We start from the raw sequence: 17,078 nt of genomic DNA, 5'->3' as shown, positions 1-17,078 counted from the left end.
TTACCCATACCGTCGGTGACGCGACGCACACGCTGCGGAACCTCGGGGTACCCGGAAGCGCACCACTGCGTCCTGCCACGGCGGCTGTGACACTGCCACCGCCCGCGCGCCCAGCGAACTCCCGACTCCCCACACCCGAAACGGAGTTCAGTCATGCCCAAGAACGAGCCCTGGACCTACTCCCTGCACATCCCCCACGACACCCGCGCCGTCACCGTCTGCCGTCGCACCGTTCGCCTGGTCCTGACCCTGCACGGACTGATCCGCCTCGCGGACGTCGCCGAGCTGCTGGCGGCGGAGCTGGTCTCCAACGCCGTACGGCATACGAAGGGGCCCGCGGCCCTGCGGCTGGCCTGGCGGGGCGGGGTGCTGCGGATCGGCGCCTGGGACGCGAGCCCGGTGCCACCGCCGTACGACCTGCCGGGCACCTCCGACGCCGAAGCGGGCCGGGGTCTCGTCCTGGTCCGCGCCTGCGCCGACGACTGGGGCTGGCATCCACTGCGGCAGGGTGGCGACACGGGCAAGTACGTGTGGTGCGAGCTGGCCGCCGCCTAGCTCACTGGTAGCCGTCCTGGAGGATCTGCCGGGCCACCTTGGTGCGCGCGGCGGCCAGTTCCCCGGCGATCCGGCGCTCCCGCTCGTCGTCGGTCACGACCGCCGGGGGTACGTCCTCCCCGATCAGCAGGCAGGCATGGCGGAGATGGGTCGGCGGATGGGTCGAGTCGACGCTGTGGCCGCGCAGCGCGCCCACCCGCCGCAGACGCTCCCGCTCCCGCTCCGGAACGGACGCCAGTTCCGCGGCCAGACGCTGCCACAGCTCGTCCGCCCGGCCGGCGGCCTCTCGCCTGTCCCGCCCTCCGCGCGGGCCTTTCAGGGCGGAGAGGTTGGTCTCGCGCTGCAACACCACCGCGGCCGAGTCGGAGATGAGCAGCCGCTCCATGAGTTCCAGCGCGGCCCGGGTGGACCCCACCCGGGCGGCCGTCCGGTCGGCGAGATATTCGGCCCGCTGGGTGGAACGCAGGGTGAGGCCGTCGAGGACGGTCAGCATGCCGCGTACGAGCAGACGGGGTACGACGTAGAGCAGGTTGAGGATCACGGTGAACACGTCGGTGTCGTCGAGCGCGTCGGCGCCGACCGGCGCGAAGTAGTGGTACCAGGTCGCCAGCGAACGCTGGGCGGTCCCGACGACGAAGCCGTGCCGGGTGTCGCCGTTGACGAAGTGGCCCATCTCGTGGCCCAGCAGGGCGATCCGCTGCTGCGGTGTGAGGATTTCCCAGAAGGGCAGCCCCAGGGTGAGGAGCCGCCGCCCGCGCAGACCGTAGCTCTGGACGCTCGCGTTGATCTCGCTGTCGACCACGACGGCGTCGACACCGCGGGTGCCGGCGACGCGGGCGACCTCGTCGACGAGCGCGAAGAGTTCGGGAGCGTCGGCGCGGCGCAGGACGGGGGTGTTCTCCGGCAGCCTGTCGAACCGGGGCCGCAGCGACCACCCCAGGGCGAGGAGGAAGGCGCCCGGCAGCATCCCCCAGCCGCCCCGGCTCCCGACCAGGAACCAGACACCGCCCGCGGTCAGGGCCAGGGTCAGGGCGTGGACGGCGAGCGCGACCGCGAAGGCGAGACGGGCCGAGGAGTCCCCCCGGGCCTTCAGGGTTCCGCCCGCGGCCAGTTCGGCCAGCAGACGCTCACCGTGCCGTCGGGCCTGGGCCCGCCGCGCCTCGGCGAGCCGGCCCCGCTTCTCTTCCGGGCGTTCCGGGTCGACGTTCCAGTCGCAGACGGCGCACCACGAAGGAAAGCGGCTTTCCCCGCGGATCTCGGCCCCGCACTCGGGGCATGGCTGAACCGTCTCCGCCGCGGCGGTGTCCATCGCTGACTCTCCCCTGCCCCACGGCCCCTCCCCAGAGGCCGTCCGTACCTGTCCCGGCGAAGGAGATCACAGAGGTGTGGCGACGTAAAGTGCCAGGTCCAGGAGCTTTTCGTGCACCGGGGCCGGAGTTCTGAGCGAACTCCGGCCCCGGGTAAGGGAGTCAGGCCGTCGGGGGAGTCTGCTCCTCGGCCGGGGTCTCCGGTGTCGTCGGGGGCAGCGGCCGCAGCCACAGCCAGGCCAGGAAGAACAGGCCGAGGGCGAGCATGCCGAGGCCGGTCCAGAGGTTGATGTTGATGCCGCCGGCCTTGGTGAGGTCGGCGTCGGAGGCGGTGATGCCGGCGATGGTCACGATGACGCCGTAGACCACGAACAGGCCGCCGATGATGCGGCGGATGTCGAACAGACGGGCGGCGGTCGCGGACTTCTTCTCTAGGTCCGCGACCTGGCGCTGCGCGTCACTTTCCGAATAGTCGGACATGGTTTCTTGATGCTCCCTCGTCGGAGTGGGTCAGGACTCGTCGGAACGAGGTCAGAACGAGAACGGGATGTAGCAGGCGGCCGCCAGGATCATCGCGCCCCAGCCCAGCAGGGCGGGCTTGCGGTACCAGGCGTCGTCACCGGCGGCGGGAGGCTCGGCCATGCCGGGCGACACCGTGCCGTAGACCAGGCCTTCCAACTCCCGCGCGGGCTTGGGGGCGGTGAAGAGCGAGACCCCGACCATCACGACGCCGCCGGCCACGAAGGCGACGATCGCGGAGACGAAGTTGGCGCCCTGGTCGGAGGGGAAGCCGATGACGCCCTGCTTGTAGAGGACGAAGTAGTTCACCATCGCGGCCGTCGTCCCGGCCAGCAGGCCCCAGAAGCCGGACTTCACCGACGCCCGCTTCCAGAACATGCCGATGATGAAGACCGCGAACATCGGGACGTTGAAGAAGGAGAAGAGCGTCTGGAGGTAGCTCATGATGTTGGAGAAGGACGAGGCCAGGAAGGCCGTGCCGATCGACGCCAGGACGCCGATCACCGTGATGAGCCGGCCGAAGCGGACGTAGTAGCCGTCCTCCCGGTCCGTGACCACGTACTTCGCCCAGATGTCGGTCGTGAACACCGTGTTGAAGGACGAGACGTTCGCCGCCATGCCCGCCATGAACGCGGCCAGCAGGCCGGTCACCGCGATGCCGAGGACCCCGTTCGGCAGCAGCTCCTGCATCAGGTACGGGATCGCGTCGTTGTACTGGAGACCCGAGGCGCTCGTACCGATCTTCGGGACCAGGACGGCCGCCACCAGGCCCGGGATCATCACCAGGAAGACGATGAAGATCTTCGGGTAGGCCGCGATGAGCGGGGTGCGCTGGGCGGCGGAGAGGTTCTTGGCCGACAGCGCGCGCTGGACCTCGGCGAAGTTCGTCGTCCAGTAGCCGAAGGAGAGCACGAAGCCGAGGCCGAGCACGATGGTCAGCCAGTTGGCGCCGAGCGGGTTGTCGCTGCCGATGCCCGTACCGCCCCAGGCCGTCGTGAAGTCGGTGCCGTGGGTCTTGTCCAGGGAGGTGGTCAGGCCGTTCCAGCCGCCGACGCGGTGCAGGCCGAGCACGGCGATCGGGATGAGCGCCGCCAGGATCACGAAGAACTGGAGGACCTCGTTGTAGATCGCGGAGGAGAGTCCGCCGAGGGTGATGTAGGCGAGGACGAAGAACCCGGCGACCACGATCGCGACCCACTGCGGCCAGCCGAGCAGCGCCTCGACCACGATCGCGAGCGAGTAGAGGTTGACGCCCGCGATGAGGACGGCGGCGAAGGCGAACAGCACGGAACTGAGCAGGTGCGCCCATTTGTCGAAGCGCAGGAGCAGGAACTCGGGAACGGAGCGGACCTTGGAGCCGTAGTAGAACGGCATCATCACCAGGCCGAGGAAGACCATCGCGGGGATGGCGCCGATCCAGTACCAGTGCACGGTGTAGACGCCGTACTGGGCGCTGTTGGCGGCCATGCCGAGGATCTCGGTGGCGCCCAGGTTGGCGGAGATGAAGGCCAGGCCGGTGATCCAGGCGGGCAGGGAGCGCCCGGACAGGAAGAAGTCGAGGCTCGTCCGCACCGAGCGCCGGGCCGCGAAGCCGATGCCCAGGACGACCACGAAGTAGATGCCGAGGATTGTGTAGTCGAGTGCGTTCGTGGGGAGTCGCAGCTCGACGGCGAGCAGGGTGCCCGGTTGGGGCGGATGTGTGGGGGACTGCATCAGAACTCGCTTCGTCGCATGAACCTATCGGACCGGAATCTATGCCTCCGCATTCGCTGAACACACCCTTCCGGTGGTGACCTTTGTTTGATTGTGACGTTGACTGCGGTGGTGGCTTGTGGTTTGTTGTGTTCGGTTATGTTTGAAGGTTTGATCGGGTGCTGATGGGGAGTCCGACTGTGAAGAAGACCTCGACCCGGCTCGCCGACGGTCGTGAGCTCATCTACTACGACGCGGGCGACGACCAGGTGCGCGACGCGGTGGACCGGCGCCCGCTCGACCCGACCGTCACCACCTCCGAGGTGCGCCGCGACCCGCTGCTCGGCGACTCGGTCGCGATCGCCTCGCACCGCCAGGGGCGCATCTACCACCCCCCGGCGGACGAGTGCCCGCTGTGCCCGTCCTCGGGCGGCCGGCTGAGCGAGATCCCCGAATCCTCTTACGACGTCGTGGTGTTCGAGAACCGCTTCCCCTCGCTGGCCGGCGACTCCGGCCGCTGCGAGGTCGTCTGCTTCACCTCCGACCACGACGCCTCCTTCGCGGACCTGACGGAGGCGCAGGCGGCCCTCGTCCTGGAGGCGTGGACGGACCGCACCGCCGAACTCTCCCATCTGCCCTCCGTCCGGCAGGTCTTCTGCTTCGAGAACCGCGGCGCCGAGATCGGCGTGACGCTCGGTCACCCGCACGGGCAGATCTACGGCTACCCCTTCGTCACGCCCCGTACCGCGCTGATGCTGCGCTCGCTCGCCGCCCACAAGGAGGCGACCGGAGGGGAGAATCTGTTCGACGACGTCCTCGCGCGGGAGCTCGCGGACGGTTCACGCGTCGTCCTGGAGAGCGAGCACTGGGCCGCCTTCGTCCCGTACGCCGCCCACTGGCCCTACGAGGTCCACCTCTACCCGCGCCGCCGCGTGCCCGATCTGCTCGGCCTCGACGACGCGGCGCGCACAGAGTTCCCCCAGGTCTATCTGGAACTCTTGAGGCGCTTCGACCGGATCTTCGACGGACAGGGCGGTGGGAAAGACGGGACGGGCGAGCCGCCGACGCCGTACATCGCGGCGTGGCACCAGGCTCCCTTCGGCCCGCTGGAGGGGTTCGAAGGCGTCAACCGGGACGACTTCGCGCTCCACCTCGAGCTTTTCACCATTCGCCGCACTTCCGGCAAGCTGAAGTTCCTCGCGGGTTCCGAGTCCGGCATGAACGTGTTCATCAACGACGTGCCGCCGGAGACCGCGGCTCAGCGACTGCGAGAGGTAGCGAGTACATGAGTGGGAAGTACCTGGTCACGGGTGGAGCCGGCTATGTGGGCAGCGTGGTCGCGCGCCACCTGATCGAGGCCGGCCACGAGGTGACCGTCCTCGACAACCTCTCGACGGGCTTCCGCGAGGGCGTGCCCGCCGGTGCCGCGTTCATCGAGGGCGACATCCGCGACGCCGCCAAGTGGCTGGACCCCTCGTACGACGCCGTCCTGCACTTCGCCGCGTTCTCGCAGGTCGGCGAGTCCGTGGTGAAGCCCGAGAAGTACTGGGACAACAACGTCGGCGGCACCATGGCGCTGCTGGCGGCCATGCGCGAGGCGGGCGTGCGCAAGCTCGTCTTCTCCTCCACCGCCGCGACCTACGGCGAGCCCGAGACCACCCCGATCGTGGAGTCGGCGCCGACCCGGCCGACCAATCCCTACGGCGCCTCCAAGCTCGCCGTCGACCACATGATCACCGGCGAGGCCGCGGCGCACGGCCTCGGCGCCGTCTCGCTGCGCTACTTCAACGTGGCCGGCGCCTACGGCGAGAGCGGTGAGCGGCACGACCCCGAGTCGCACCTCATCCCGCTGGTCCTCCAGGTCGCGCAGGGCCGCCGCGACGCCATCTCCGTCTACGGCGACGACTACCCGACGCCGGACGGCACCTGCATCCGCGACTACATCCATGTCGCGGACCTCGCCGAGGCGCACCTGCTGGCGGTCGAGGCCGCCTCCCCGGGCGAGCACCTGATCTGCAACCTCGGCAACGGCAACGGCTTCTCCGTCCGCGAGGTCATCGAGACGGTGCGCCGGGTGACCGGACACCCGATCCCCGAGGTCGCCGCGCCGCGCCGCGCCGGGGACCCGGCGATCCTGGTCGCCTCGGCCGCGACCGCCCGTGAGCGACTCGGCTGGAACCCGTCCCGCGCGGATCTCGCGGGCATCGTCGCGGACGCGTGGGAGTTCGCACAGAAGAGCACGGCGAAGGGGTAACAGGTGGAGCAGGTGGGGGTACGTGAGGGCTTCGAGGAGCTGTACGGCGCCGCGCCCGAGGGCGTCTGGGCGGCGCCCGGCAGGGTCAACCTGATCGGCGAGTACACGGACTTCAACGAGGGGTTCGTGATGCCGCTCGCGCTGCCGCACACGGCGGTCGCCGCGGTGTCCCGCCGGTCCGACGGCGTACTGCGGCTGCACTCGGCGGACATCGAGGGACCCGTCGTCGAACTGCGCGTCGACGAGCTGACGCCCCGGTCGGACACCGGCTGGGCCGCCTATCCCGCGGGTGTGGTGTGGGCGCTGCGCGAGGCGGGCCACGCCGTCGGCGGCGCGGACATCCATCTGGCCTCCACGGTCCCCACCGGCGCCGGGCTGTCCTCCTCGGCGGCCCTGGAGGTCGTCACCGCCCTCGCCCTCGACGAGCTGTACGGGCTCGGGCTCACCCGGCCCGAACTGGCACGGCTCGCCCAGCGCGCCGAGAACGACTTCGTCGGTGTGCCCTGCGGGGTCATGGACCAGACGGCGTCCGCGTGCTGCACGGAGGGGCACGCCCTGCACCTGGACTGCCGTGACCTGTCCATCCGCCAGGTGCCCTTCGACCTCGCCTCCCAGGGGCTCGAACTCCTCGTCGTCGACACCCGGGTGAAGCACGCGCTCGGCGACGGGGCGTACGCCGAGCGGCGTGCGGGGTGCGAGGAGGGGGCGCGGCAGCTGGGCGTGTCCCATCTGCGGGACGTCGCCTACGAGGAGCTCGACGCGGCCCTCGGCCGGCTCTCCGACGAACGCGTCCGCCGCTACGTCCGTCACGTGGTCTCCGACGACCACCGGGTGGACCGGGTCATCTCCCTGCTGGACGCGGGGGACGTCCGGGCGATCGGGCCCGTCCTGACGGACGGTCACGCCTCGCTGCGGGACGATCTGCGGATCTCCTGCGCCGAGTTGGATCTCGCGGTCTCCGCGGCCAACGGTGCGGGTGCGCTGGGGGCCCGGATGACGGGCGGCGGTTTCGGCGGTTCCGCCGTCGTGCTGGTGGAGTCCGCCGATGTGGACGGCGTCACCAAGGCGGTCCTGGAGGCCTTCGCCGAGGCGGGGTTCACGGCTCCGCGGGTGTTTCCCGCCGTTCCTTCGGCCGGGGCCCGGCGGGTGGGCTGACCTCGGGGTTCTTCGCCCCCTCCGCCCCTACCCGTCCCGTACCCGGGGCTCCGCCCCGGACCCCGCTCCTCAAACGCCGGAGGGGCTGAAATTTCCCCGGCCGGGGCTGGAACTCCAGCGTTTTGTCAGGGTGTACTCCGTGATTCCCGGGGGGTAGTCGGGGATCACGGAGACCACCTCGTAGCCCTGTTTGCGGTAGAAGTCGGGGGCCTGGAAGTCCCAGGTCTCCACGCGGGCGGCGGCGCAGCCGCGTCCCGCGGCGGTCCGCTCCGCCTCGGTGAGCAGGCGGCTGCCCAGGCCCGCGCCCCGGTGGCGGTCGTCGACCCACAGGTAGGTGACGTGCAGCCAGGTCGTCCAGGTGTGCCCCGCCAGTCCGCCGGCCAGCCCGCCGTCCTCGTCCAACGCCCATACGTGGAGCGGGATTTCACGCTCACCTGGGGTTCCGCGCAGTGCGCGCAGCACCGGGGACGCCGCCGTGTTCGTGTCCAGGAGCCGCCTGCGGAGCAGATCCCGACGCTCCTTGTCGTCTTCTGTCTCGATACGAAACATACGACTCACCATAAACGCGCTGGCCAACCAGTTCTGCAAATTGCCTTCCGCTCCCCGTCCCCGGCCGTACTCTGATGAACAGTGCCGGTGGGGGCCGGTGCTGATCAGGGGGCGAGACAGTCGGGTACGACGCCCGAAGTGGGGGTAGCACTTCCAGCACGGCGGCGGCCGTGCGGTGGAGGCACCCCGTTTTCCGGGTCGCAAGCGGGCCCGGGATCACCTCGGGCGCCGTACCCGTACGGATCGTCCCCCGACAGTGGGGGTTTCTGTGGTTCGCATCCGAGTACTGGTCGTCGACGACCATCGCATCTTCGCCGAATCGCTCGCCGCCGCGCTCGCGGCCGAGCCCGACGTCGACGTGTCCGCCGCCGGCAGCGGTCCGGCCGCGCTGCGCTGCCTCGAACGCGCGGCGGCCGAGGGCCGCCGCTTCGACGTGCTGCTCGTCGACGCCGACCTGGGCGGCAATCTGCCCGGCATGCGTCCGGCGGTGCCCGTCCAGGAGAGCAACGAGGACGGTCTGGTCGACGGCATCTCGCTCGTCGCCGGGGTGCGCTCGGGGCAGCCGGGCGTACGGACCGTCGTGCTGGCCGAGAAGGACGACCCGCGCCGGGCCGGGCTCGCCCTCCAGGCGGGAGCCTCGGGATGGGTGGCCAAGGACTGCTCGCTCTCGCGCCTGCTCACGGTCATACGGGGTGTCCTGCGCGACGAGACGCATCTGCCGCCCGCCCTGCTCACCGGGGTGCTCCGTGAGCTCACCGCCGCGCGCAAGCACCGCACCGAGAGCGAGCGGCTGGTCGAGTCGCTGACGCCCCGTGAGCGCGAGGTGCTGCGGTGCATGGTGGCCGGGCTCGGGCGCAAGGCGGTGGCGGAGCGGCTGTTCCTGTCGCCGCACACCGTCCGCACCCATATGCAGAACGTCCTCGGGAAGCTCGGTGTGCACTCCACCCTCGCCGCCGTGGCCCTGGCCAGGCGTGCCGGGGTCGGACCCGTCGACCTAGCCGGGGATGTTGTCGAACGGGGCGGTCAACTGGCGTAGCAGTCCGGCCAGTTCACCGCGCTGTGCCCGGCTCAGCTCGGCGAGGATCGCCCGTTCCTGGTCGAGCAGACCGGCCAGCGCCTGGTCGGCGCGGTCGCATCCCTCGTCCGTGAGGCGGACGAGCACGCCCCTGCGGTCGCTCGGGTCGGGGAGGCGCTCCACCAGACCCTTCTTGGTCAGCCGGTCGATGCGGTTCGTCATCGTGCCCGAGGTGACGAGTGTCTGGGTCAGCAGTTGTCCGGGCGAGAGCTGATACGGGGATCCGGCGCGCCGCAGCGCGGTCAGGACGTCGAACTCCCAGGGCTCCAGGCTGTGCTCCGCGAAAGCGAGCCGGCGCGCACGGTCCAGGTGCCGGGCCAGCCTGCTCACCCGGCTGAGCACCTCGAGCGGTTCCACGTCGAGGTCCGGGCGCTCCCGGCGCCACGCAGCGACCAGCCGATCGACCTCGTCCTCCATGACGATCAGTGTAGTGGTTGTGTCGACATGAAGTCTCTTGAAGTGGAGTTTCTTGAGGACGAGTCTCTTGACGTCGAGATAGTTTTGCTGTGAGGCTTGGACAACGAACGGTCCGGTCGGCACCGCCCTTCGCACGGACCGCGACCCCGCTGCGACTTTCGAGGAGGCCCTCCATGGCTGCCGCCCCCACCTGGGACCCCGGCCAGTACCTGCGTCACTCCCGGCACCGGGCCCGCCCGTTCGCCGACCTCCTGGCCCAGGTCGGCGGACTTCCGGGCGACCCGGCCCGTATCGCCGACCTCGGCTGCGGCCCCGGCAACGTCACCGTCCAGCTCGCCGTCCGCTGGCCCACCGCGCACATCACCGGCTACGACAACTCCGCCGACATGCTGGCCCGCACCGAGGAGCACGCCGGTCCCACGGCCGGCGGGGGACGCCTCGACTTCGCCCACGCCGACCTCACCGACTGGGCACCCGCCGAGACGTACGACCTGATCACCTCGAACGCCGCCCTCCAGTGGGTGCCGGGACACCTGGAGTCCCTGCCCGGCTGGCTCGACGCCCTCGCGCCCGGCGGCACCCTCGCCTTCCAGATGCCGCACAACACCGACGCCCCGCTGCATGTCATCCTCCGGGAACTCGCCACCTCCCCGCGCTGGAAGGGCCTCCTCGGCGGCACCCTCCGCCCCGCCGACTCGGTCCACGACCCGCTCGTCTACCTGGACCGGCTGGAGGACGCCGGCTGCCGCACGGACGTCTGGGAGACCACGTACATGCAGCTGCTGACCGGTCCCGACCCCGTGCTCGACTGGGCGAAGGGGACCGCGCTGCGGCCCGTGCTGACCGCACTCGCGGACGACCCCGAGGCTGCCGACGCCTTCATCGGCGCCTACCGGGACCTGCTGCGCGAGGCCTATCCGGCCAGGCCCCACGGCACGGTGCTGCCGTTCCGGAGGCTGTTCGCCGTGGCCCGCAAGGAGGCCTGATGCTCACCGCGCTCGACCACGTCCAGCTCGCCGCCCCGCCGGGCTCCGAGGACCGCCTGCGCGCGTACTACGGAGACGTCCTCGGGATGACCGAGACGCCCAAGCCGCCCGTCCTCGCCGGACGCGGGGGCTGCTGGTTCGAGGCGGGGACCGTCCGGCTGCACCTGGGGATCGAGGCGTCCTTCCGTCCCGCGAGGAAGGCCCACCCCGGGCTGCGCGTCACCGGCATCGACACCCTCGCCGCCCGGATCGCCGCCACCGGCGCCCCCGTGACCTGGGATTCGGACCTGCCCGGCCACCGGCGCTTCTTCTCCGAGGACCCCGTCGGCAACCGCCTCGAATTCCTGGAGCCGCTCCCGGCCCGGAACTGAGCCGGGAGCGCACACGGCCATCAGGCCTTGCGATGCCCTATCAGCCGCGGCTTCGGCTCAAGACCGTCGAGACCGTGCCACGCCAGATTCACCAGGTGCGCGGCCACCTCCGCCTTGCGCGGCTTGCGGACGTCCAGCCACCACTGGCCCGTCAGCGCGACCATGCCCACCAGGGCCTGGGCGTACAGCGGCGCCAGCTTCGAGTCGAAGCCGCGGCTCTTGAACTCGCGGCCCAGGATGTCCTCCACCTGGGTGGCGATGTCCGAGATCAGGGACGCGAACGACCCCGTCGACTGCGGGATGGGGGAGTCGCGGACCAGGATGCGGAAACCGTCCGTGTACTCCTCGATGTAGTCCAGGAGGGCGAACGCCGCCTGCTCGCACAGCTCGCGCGGATGGCCCGCCGTCAGCGAACCGGTCACCATGTCGAGCAGCCGCCGCATCTCGCGGTCCACCACCACCGCGTACAGCCCCTCCTTGCCGCCGAAGTGCTCGTACACCACGGGTTTGGAGACACCGGCCTTCGCGGCGATCTCCTCCACCGACGTGCCCTCGAAGCCCTTGGCGGCGAACAAGGTGCGGCCGATCTCCAGCAGCTGCTGACGGCGCTCGGCGCCGGTCATGCGGGTGCGACGCGCGCGCCGCGGCTTCTCGGTGCTGCTCGGGGTGCTGCTGGAGTCGGTCGCCACGCCGTCAATCATGCCGCTTCAGCGGTTTCCGTCTTGCGTCGGGAGCCGTTCCCGTCGTCGTTGCGGCGCGAATCGATACGCGAGCGTGACGGCCAGCGCACGTCGTACGCCCAGCCGAGCTGCTCGCACCAGCGGATGATCCGCGCCGAGGAGTCGAGCTGGCCGCGGTCCACACCGTGCCGGGCCGACGTCGGGTCGGAGTGGTGCAGGTTGTGCCAGGACTCGCCGCAGGAGAGGACCGCCAGCCACCACACGTTGCCCGAACGGTCACGCGACTTGAAGGGACGCTTGCCGACCGCGTGGCAGATCGAGTTGATCGACCAGGTCACATGGTGCAGCAGAGCCACCCGTACGAGGGACCCCCAGAAGAACCCGGTGAACGCGCCCCACCACGACATCGTCACCAGACCGCCGATCAGCGCCGGCAGCGCAAGCGACAGCAGCGTCCAGAGGATGAACTGACGCGAGATCGCCCGGATCACCGGGTCCCTGACCAGGTCGGGCGCGTACTTCTCCTGCGAGGTCCGCTCCTCGTCGAACATCCATCCGATGTGCGCCCACCACAGGCCCTTCATCAGGGCCGGAACCGTCTCGCCGTACCGCCACGGCGAGTGCGGGTCGCCCTCGGCGTCGGAGAACTTGTGGTGCTTGCGGTGGTCGGCGACCCAGCGCACCAGAGGACCCTCGACCGCCATCGACCCCGCGATCGCGATGGCGATCCGCAGCGGACGCTTCGCCTTGAAGGAGCCGTGCGTGAAATAGCGGTGGTAGCCGATCGTCACGCCGTGACAGCCCAGGTAGTAGAAGAAGACCAGCAGGCCGACGTCCAGCAGGCTCAGCCCCCATCCCCAGGCCAGCGGCACCGCCGCGAGCAGAGCGAGGAACGGAACGGAGATGAAGAGGAGAAGAGTGATCTGTTCGAGTGACCCCTTCCTCTCGCCGCCCAGGGTCGCGGCGGGGAGCGAGGTGTCGTCGCCGGCCGCCCGCGGGGCGTCGTCGATCACATCGGAACTCGTGGTCATGGTGGCGTCCCCTGTGGGGTTCGAGGGTGAGGAACGACGGGGAGGTGTCCGGGTGCGCGACCCAGGGTCCCCCCGTCGTCCGACGGGAATACCTACGGGTCCGTAACCTACGGCGTCGTAAGTATGTCAGCGCGTAGCCCGGCGGCAAGAGCCCGTGAGCCTGCGCGTCCGAGGGGACACCTATCCTTGGAGTCGGTCGGACAGCGCGGTCCGCTCTGATTTCTTCCCGGATGCCACCTCCCTAAGCGGCACCCGCCGCGCGCGGTCGCCACCCGGGTTCCCTCCCAGACGAGCTTCAGACGAGATTCCCCACTCTTCAGACGAGCTTCACCACTGCAAGGAGCCGCACCTGTGAGCAGTGCCGACGACCAGACCACGACGACCAGCAGCGAACTGCGCGCCGACATCCGCCGCCTGGGCGACCTGCTCGGCGAGACCCTCGTACGGCAGGAGGGCACCGAGCTCCTGGAACTGGTCGAGAAGGTCCGCCGCCTGACCCGCGAGGACGGCGAGGCCGCCGCCGAGCTGCTGCGCGGCACCGAGCTGGAGACCGCCGCCAAGCTGGTCCGCGCCTTCTCGACCTACTTCCACCTCGCCAACGTCACCGAGCAGGTGCACCGCGGCCGCGAACTGCGCGCCAAGCGGGCCGCCGAGGGCGGTCTCCTCGCCCGGACGGCCGACCGGCTCAAGGACGCCGACCCCGAGCACCTGCGCCAGACGGTCAAGAACCTCAACGTGCGCCCCGTGTTCACCGCCCACCCCACGGAGGCGGCACGGCGTTCGGTCCTCAACAAGCTGCGGCGCATCGCCGCGCTCCTGGAGACCCCGGTCATCGAGGCCGACCGCCGCCGCCACGACACGCGCCTCGCCGAGAACATCGACCTCGTCTGGCAGACCGACGAACTCCGGGTCGTACGCCCCGAGCCCGCCGACGAGGCCCGCAACGCCATCTACTACCTGGACGAGCTGCACGCCGGCGCCGTCGGCGACGTCCTGGAGGACCTCACCGCCGAGCTCGAACGCGTCGGCGTCGCCCTTCCGGACGACACCCGCCCGCTCACCTTCGGCACCTGGATCGGCGGCGACCGCGACGGCAACCCGAACGTCACCCCCGCCGTCACCTGGGACGTCCTGATCCTCCAGCACGAGCACGGGATCAACGACGCCCTCGAACTCATCGACGAGCTCCGCGGCTTCCTGTCGAACTCCATCCGCTACACCGGCGCGAACGAGGACCTCCTGGAGTCCCTCCAGAGCGACCTGGAGCGCCTGCCGGAGATCAGCCCCCGCTACAAGCGCCTCAACGCCGAGGAGCCCTACCGCCTCAAGGCCACCTGCATCCGGCAGAAGCTGGAGAACACCAAGCTCCGCCTGGCCAAGGGCACGCCCCACGAGGACGGCCGCGACTATCTCGGCACCGCCGAGCTGCTGCGCGACCTCATCCTCATCCAGACCTCCCTGCGCGAGCACCGCGGCGGCCTGATCGCCGACGGCCGGATGAACCGCACCATCCGCACGCTCGCCGCGTTCGGCCTCCAGCTCGCCACCATGGACGTACGCGAGCACGCGGACGCCCACCACCACGCCCTCGGCCAGCTCTTCGACCGGCTCGGCGAGGAGTCCTGGCGTTACGTGGACATGCCGCGCGAGTACCGCGCCAAGCTCCTCGCCAAGGAACTGCGCTCCCGGCGCCCGCTCGCGCCGACCCCCGCGCCGCTCGACGCCGCGGGACAGAAGACCCTCGGCGTCTTCGAGACCGTCAAGCGCGCCCTGAAGATCTTCGGTCCCGAGGTCATCGAGTCCTACATCATCTCGATGTGCCAGGGCGCCGACGACGTCTTCGCCGCCGCCGTCCTCGCCCGCGAGGCCGGACTGCTCGACCTGCACGCCGGCTGGGCCAAGATCGGCATCGTGCCGCTCCTGGAGACCACCGACGAGCTCAAGGCAGCGGACACGATCCTGGAGGACATGCTCTCCGACCCCTCGTACCGCCGTCTGGTGGCGCTGCGCGGGGACGTCCAGGAGGTCATGCTCGGCTACTCCGACTCCTCCAAGTTCGGCGGCATCACCACCTCGCAGTGGGAGATCCACCGCGCCCAGCGCCGGCTGCGCGACGTCGCCCACCGCTACGGCGTACGCCTGCGCCTCTTCCACGGCCGCGGTGGCACCGTCGGCCGCGGCGGCGGCCCCTCGCACGACGCGATCCTCGCCCAGCCCTGGGGCACCCTGGAGGGCGAGATCAAGGTGACCGAGCAGGGCGAGGTCATCTCCGACAAGTACCTGGTCCCCTCGCTCGCCCGCGAGAACCTCGAACTGACCGTCGCCGCCACCCTCCAGGCGTCCGCCCTGCACACCGCGCCCCGCCAGTCCGACGAGGCGCTCGCCCGCTGGGACGCGGCCATGGACGTCGTCTCCGACGCCGCCCATTCCGCCTACCGCAGGCTGGTCGAGGACCCCGACCTGCCGACGTACTTCCTCGCCTCCACGCCGGTCGACCAGCTCGCCGACCTGCACCTGGGCTCGCGGCCCTCCCGCCGTCCCGGCTCGGGCGTCTCGCTCGACGGCCTGCGCGCCATCCCGTGGGTCTTCGGCTGGACCCAGTCCCGGCAGATCGTGCCCGGCTGGTTCGGCGTGGGCTCCGGCCTCAAGGCACTGCGCGAAGCCGGCCTGGACACCGTGCTCGACGAGATGCACGAGCAGTGGCACTTCTTCCGGAACTTCCTCTCGAACGTCGAGATGACCCTCGCGAAGACCGACCTGCGGATCGCCCGCCACTACGTCGACACCCTCGTCCCGGACAACCTCAAGCACGTCTTCGACGTCATCGAGGCCGAGCACGAGCTGACCGTGCGCGAGGTGCTGCGGATCACCGGCGGGGACGAGCTGCTCGACACCAACCCGGTGCTCCAGCAGACCTTCGCCATCCGTGACGCCTACCTGGACCCGATCTCCTACCTCCAGGTCGCCCTCCTCAAGCGCCAGCGCGACGAGGCGGCGGCCGGGCAGACGGCGGACCCGCTGCTCTCGCGGGCCCTGCTCCTGACCGTCAACGGTGTGGCGGCCGGTCTGCGCAACACCGGCTGAGCCGTTGTCCGCCGGCCCGGCCTGCGGACAGCGGAAGGCGCCCTTCGCGCTCGTACGGGTACGAGCGCGAAGGGCGCCTTCGTGTGTCCGGGGGGGGGGGGTCCGTCAGAGGGGGCCCTGGATGACCAGGCCCCGGGGTCGTCGAGGGGCCCTGGATGACCAGGCCCTGGACGAACCGGGTCCTAGATGGCCAGGAAAGTGGCTGTCAGCAGGGCCAGGCCCGCGCCCGCCATCAGCCAGGCGACCCGGGTCAGCCGCAGACCGCCCGCGACCACCACCGAGGCGAGCAGCAGCGCGCCCGCGAGGGGGATCCAGGCGTAGAGCAGTCCCGCGGGGCCGCTGCGGACGACCTCGTCGCTGCCGGGCTTCACCGTGACGGAGTACGTCCGGCCCTTCTCCACCGCCACCGACTGGTCGATGACGACGTGGGAGCGCGCCCGGGAACCGGGCGAGACCGGTGTGTACGGCCCGGTGCAGACGTCACCCGAGCACGACCGCACGGCGATCGTGCCCTGCTCCCTGCCCTTGCTCAGCATCACGTGCTGCGCGGTGCCCCAGGAGGCCCAGACGCCCGCGATCAGGATGAGCCCGGTGACCATGCCCATCGCCGCGAGCTGTCCGAGACGCAGCGCCGTGGTCGCGCTCTGACGAGAGGTGACGGCACGCATGGCGGGGATCATTGGCCATGGCCAAGCGCTCGGTCAACCCCGGCGGGGGACAAGTCGGCAGTTGTACGGGTACTTCGACCGGCCGGTGGCCTCCCGTGGCCCGTCGGGCCGGCCCTCAGGAGTTGTACGTGCTCTGGGCCCGCTCCAGGCCCTCGATCACCAGACACTCCACCGCGTCCGCCGCCCGGTCCACGAAGTAGTCCAGCTCCTTGCGCTCGGCGGACCCGAAGTCCTTCAGCACGAAGTCCGCGACCTGCATACGGCCCGGAGGACGCCCGATGCCGAACCGCACCCGGTGATAGTCCGCGCCCATCGCCTTGGTCATGGACTTGAGCCCGTTGTGGCCGTTGTCGCCGCCGCCCAGCTTGAGGCGCAGCACGCCGTAGTCGATGTCGAGCTCGTCGTGGACCGCCACGATGTTGGCCGTCGGCACCTTGTAGAAGTCCCGCAGCGCCGTCACCGGGCCGCCCGACAGGTTCATGTACGACATCGGCTTGGCCAGGATCACCCGGCGGTTCGCCGGACCTGGCGGCCCGATCCGCCCCTCGATCACCTGGGCCTGCGCCTTGCCCGCACGCTTGAACTTCCCGCCGACCCGCTCCGCCAGCAGATCGGCCACCATGAAGCCCACGTTGTGCCGGTTCATGGCGTACTCGGGGCCCGGGTTGCCGAGGCCCACGATCAGCCAGGGCGCGTTGGCGTCGGTCGTCACGTCCGTGTCTCCCTCGTGTCCGT

17 protein-coding genes are annotated in these 17,078 nt (G+C 70.5%); 8 read left to right on the top strand and 9 right to left on the bottom strand.

Translation table 11 applies throughout. From position 1 onward, the window contains the following. Positions 1-153: 153 nt before the first annotated feature. Positions 154-555 (top strand): ATP-binding protein, encoded by a 402-nt coding sequence (locus tag WJM95_RS13245; RefSeq protein ID WP_339129841.1) that lies wholly within the window; start codon positions 154-156, stop codon positions 553-555. Position 556: 1 nt separating this feature from the next. Here WJM95_RS13245 and WJM95_RS13240 read toward each other — a convergent pair whose 3' ends face one another. The 3 genes from WJM95_RS13240 to WJM95_RS13230 all read right to left on the bottom strand — a co-directional run bounded on the left by WJM95_RS13240 (position 557) and on the right by WJM95_RS13230 (position 4,094). Continuing rightward, positions 557-1,864, bottom strand: a complete 1,308-nt coding sequence (locus tag WJM95_RS13240; RefSeq protein ID WP_339129840.1) for a M48 family metallopeptidase — start codon at positions 1,862-1,864, stop codon at positions 557-559. A gap of 160 nt (positions 1,865-2,024) precedes the next feature. After that, entirely contained in the window at positions 2,025-2,342 is a 318-nt protein-coding gene (locus WJM95_RS13235) for a hypothetical protein (RefSeq protein WP_339129838.1), read from the bottom strand. A gap of 51 nt (positions 2,343-2,393) precedes the next feature. Then, on the bottom strand, positions 2,394-4,094 hold the full coding sequence (locus WJM95_RS13230; protein ID WP_339129837.1) for a sodium:solute symporter family protein: 1,701 nt from the start codon (positions 4,092-4,094) through the stop codon (positions 2,394-2,396). Between the two features lie 179 nt (positions 4,095-4,273). Between WJM95_RS13230 and galT the strand changes: the two genes are divergently transcribed. The 3 genes from galT to galK are packed head-to-tail and all read left to right on the top strand — an operon-like array spanning position 4,274 to position 7,482. After that, positions 4,274-5,362 (top strand): galactose-1-phosphate uridylyltransferase, encoded by a 1,089-nt coding sequence (gene galT / locus WJM95_RS13225; RefSeq protein WP_339129836.1) that lies wholly within the window; start codon positions 4,274-4,276, stop codon positions 5,360-5,362. Then, positions 5,359-6,327, top strand: coding sequence for a UDP-glucose 4-epimerase GalE (galE, locus tag WJM95_RS13220; protein ID WP_339129835.1), 969 nt, complete (start codon positions 5,359-5,361; stop codon positions 6,325-6,327). Before galT ends, galE begins: the two co-directional genes overlap by 4 nt. A 12-nt stretch (positions 6,328-6,339) precedes the next feature. Continuing rightward, positions 6,340-7,482 (top strand): galactokinase, encoded by a 1,143-nt coding sequence (galK, locus tag WJM95_RS13215; RefSeq protein WP_339135533.1) that lies wholly within the window; start codon positions 6,340-6,342, stop codon positions 7,480-7,482. Between the two features lie 69 nt (positions 7,483-7,551). On the opposite strand, the gene WJM95_RS13210 is transcribed toward galK, so the two are convergent. Next, positions 7,552-8,043 (bottom strand): GNAT family N-acetyltransferase, encoded by a 492-nt coding sequence (locus tag WJM95_RS13210; protein ID WP_339129834.1) that lies wholly within the window; start codon positions 8,041-8,043, stop codon positions 7,552-7,554. A gap of 256 nt (positions 8,044-8,299) precedes the next feature. Here WJM95_RS13210 and WJM95_RS13205 point away from each other — a divergent pair, with 256 nt between their 5' ends. Beyond that, positions 8,300-9,067 (top strand): response regulator transcription factor, encoded by a 768-nt coding sequence (locus tag WJM95_RS13205; RefSeq protein ID WP_339129833.1) that lies wholly within the window; start codon positions 8,300-8,302, stop codon positions 9,065-9,067. Here the strand turns inward: WJM95_RS13205 and WJM95_RS13200 are convergent. Beyond that, entirely contained in the window at positions 9,026-9,523 is a 498-nt protein-coding gene (locus WJM95_RS13200; protein WP_261703948.1) for a MarR family transcriptional regulator, read from the bottom strand. The genes WJM95_RS13205 and WJM95_RS13200 overlap by 42 nt on opposite strands. A 173-nt stretch (positions 9,524-9,696) precedes the next feature. Between WJM95_RS13200 and WJM95_RS13195 the strand changes: the two genes are divergently transcribed. Together WJM95_RS13195 and WJM95_RS13190 are read left to right on the top strand one after the other, a co-directional pair. Next, the gene (locus tag WJM95_RS13195) at positions 9,697-10,509 is read left to right on the top strand and encodes a trans-aconitate 2-methyltransferase (RefSeq protein WP_339129832.1); all 813 of its coding nucleotides are present in this window, start codon (positions 9,697-9,699) and stop codon (positions 10,507-10,509) included. Further along, positions 10,509-10,880 (top strand): VOC family protein, encoded by a 372-nt coding sequence (locus WJM95_RS13190; RefSeq protein WP_339129831.1) that lies wholly within the window; start codon positions 10,509-10,511, stop codon positions 10,878-10,880. The genes WJM95_RS13195 and WJM95_RS13190 overlap by 1 nt, the downstream gene beginning before the upstream one ends. 20 nt (positions 10,881-10,900) lie before the next feature. Here the strand turns inward: WJM95_RS13190 and WJM95_RS13185 are convergent, their stop codons facing one another. Both WJM95_RS13185 and WJM95_RS13180 read right to left on the bottom strand, forming a co-directional pair. Next, on the bottom strand, positions 10,901-11,581 hold the full coding sequence (locus WJM95_RS13185) for a TetR/AcrR family transcriptional regulator (protein WP_339129830.1): 681 nt from the start codon (positions 11,579-11,581) through the stop codon (positions 10,901-10,903). Further along, positions 11,578-12,591: a fatty acid desaturase gene (locus WJM95_RS13180; protein ID WP_339129829.1), complete on the bottom strand. Its 1,014-nt coding sequence runs from the start codon at positions 12,589-12,591 to the stop codon at positions 11,578-11,580. Before WJM95_RS13180 ends, WJM95_RS13185 begins: the two co-directional genes overlap by 4 nt. Before the next feature lie 351 nt (positions 12,592-12,942). Here WJM95_RS13180 and ppc point away from each other — a divergent pair, with 351 nt between their 5' ends. Beyond that, on the top strand, positions 12,943-15,675 hold the full coding sequence (gene ppc, locus WJM95_RS13175) for a phosphoenolpyruvate carboxylase (RefSeq protein ID WP_339129827.1): 2,733 nt from the start codon (positions 12,943-12,945) through the stop codon (positions 15,673-15,675). Positions 15,676-15,857: 182 nt separating this feature from the next. Here the strand turns inward: ppc and WJM95_RS13170 are convergent, their stop codons facing one another. Beyond that, on the bottom strand, positions 15,858-16,355 hold the full coding sequence (locus tag WJM95_RS13170; RefSeq protein WP_339129826.1) for a hypothetical protein: 498 nt from the start codon (positions 16,353-16,355) through the stop codon (positions 15,858-15,860). A gap of 103 nt (positions 16,356-16,458) precedes the next feature. After that, a complete protein-coding gene (gene pth / locus WJM95_RS13165; protein WP_339129825.1) occupies positions 16,459-17,055 on the bottom strand; it encodes an aminoacyl-tRNA hydrolase in 597 nt (198 codons plus the stop codon). Positions 17,056-17,078: the final 23 nt, after the last annotated feature.

The organism is Streptomyces sp. f51 (genome assembly GCF_037940415.1).
GTDB lineage: Bacteria > Actinomycetota > Actinomycetes > Streptomycetales > Streptomycetaceae > Streptomyces.
The sequence above is the reverse complement of the archived record's forward strand: the minus strand, read 5'-3'. Positions and strand labels throughout refer to the sequence as shown.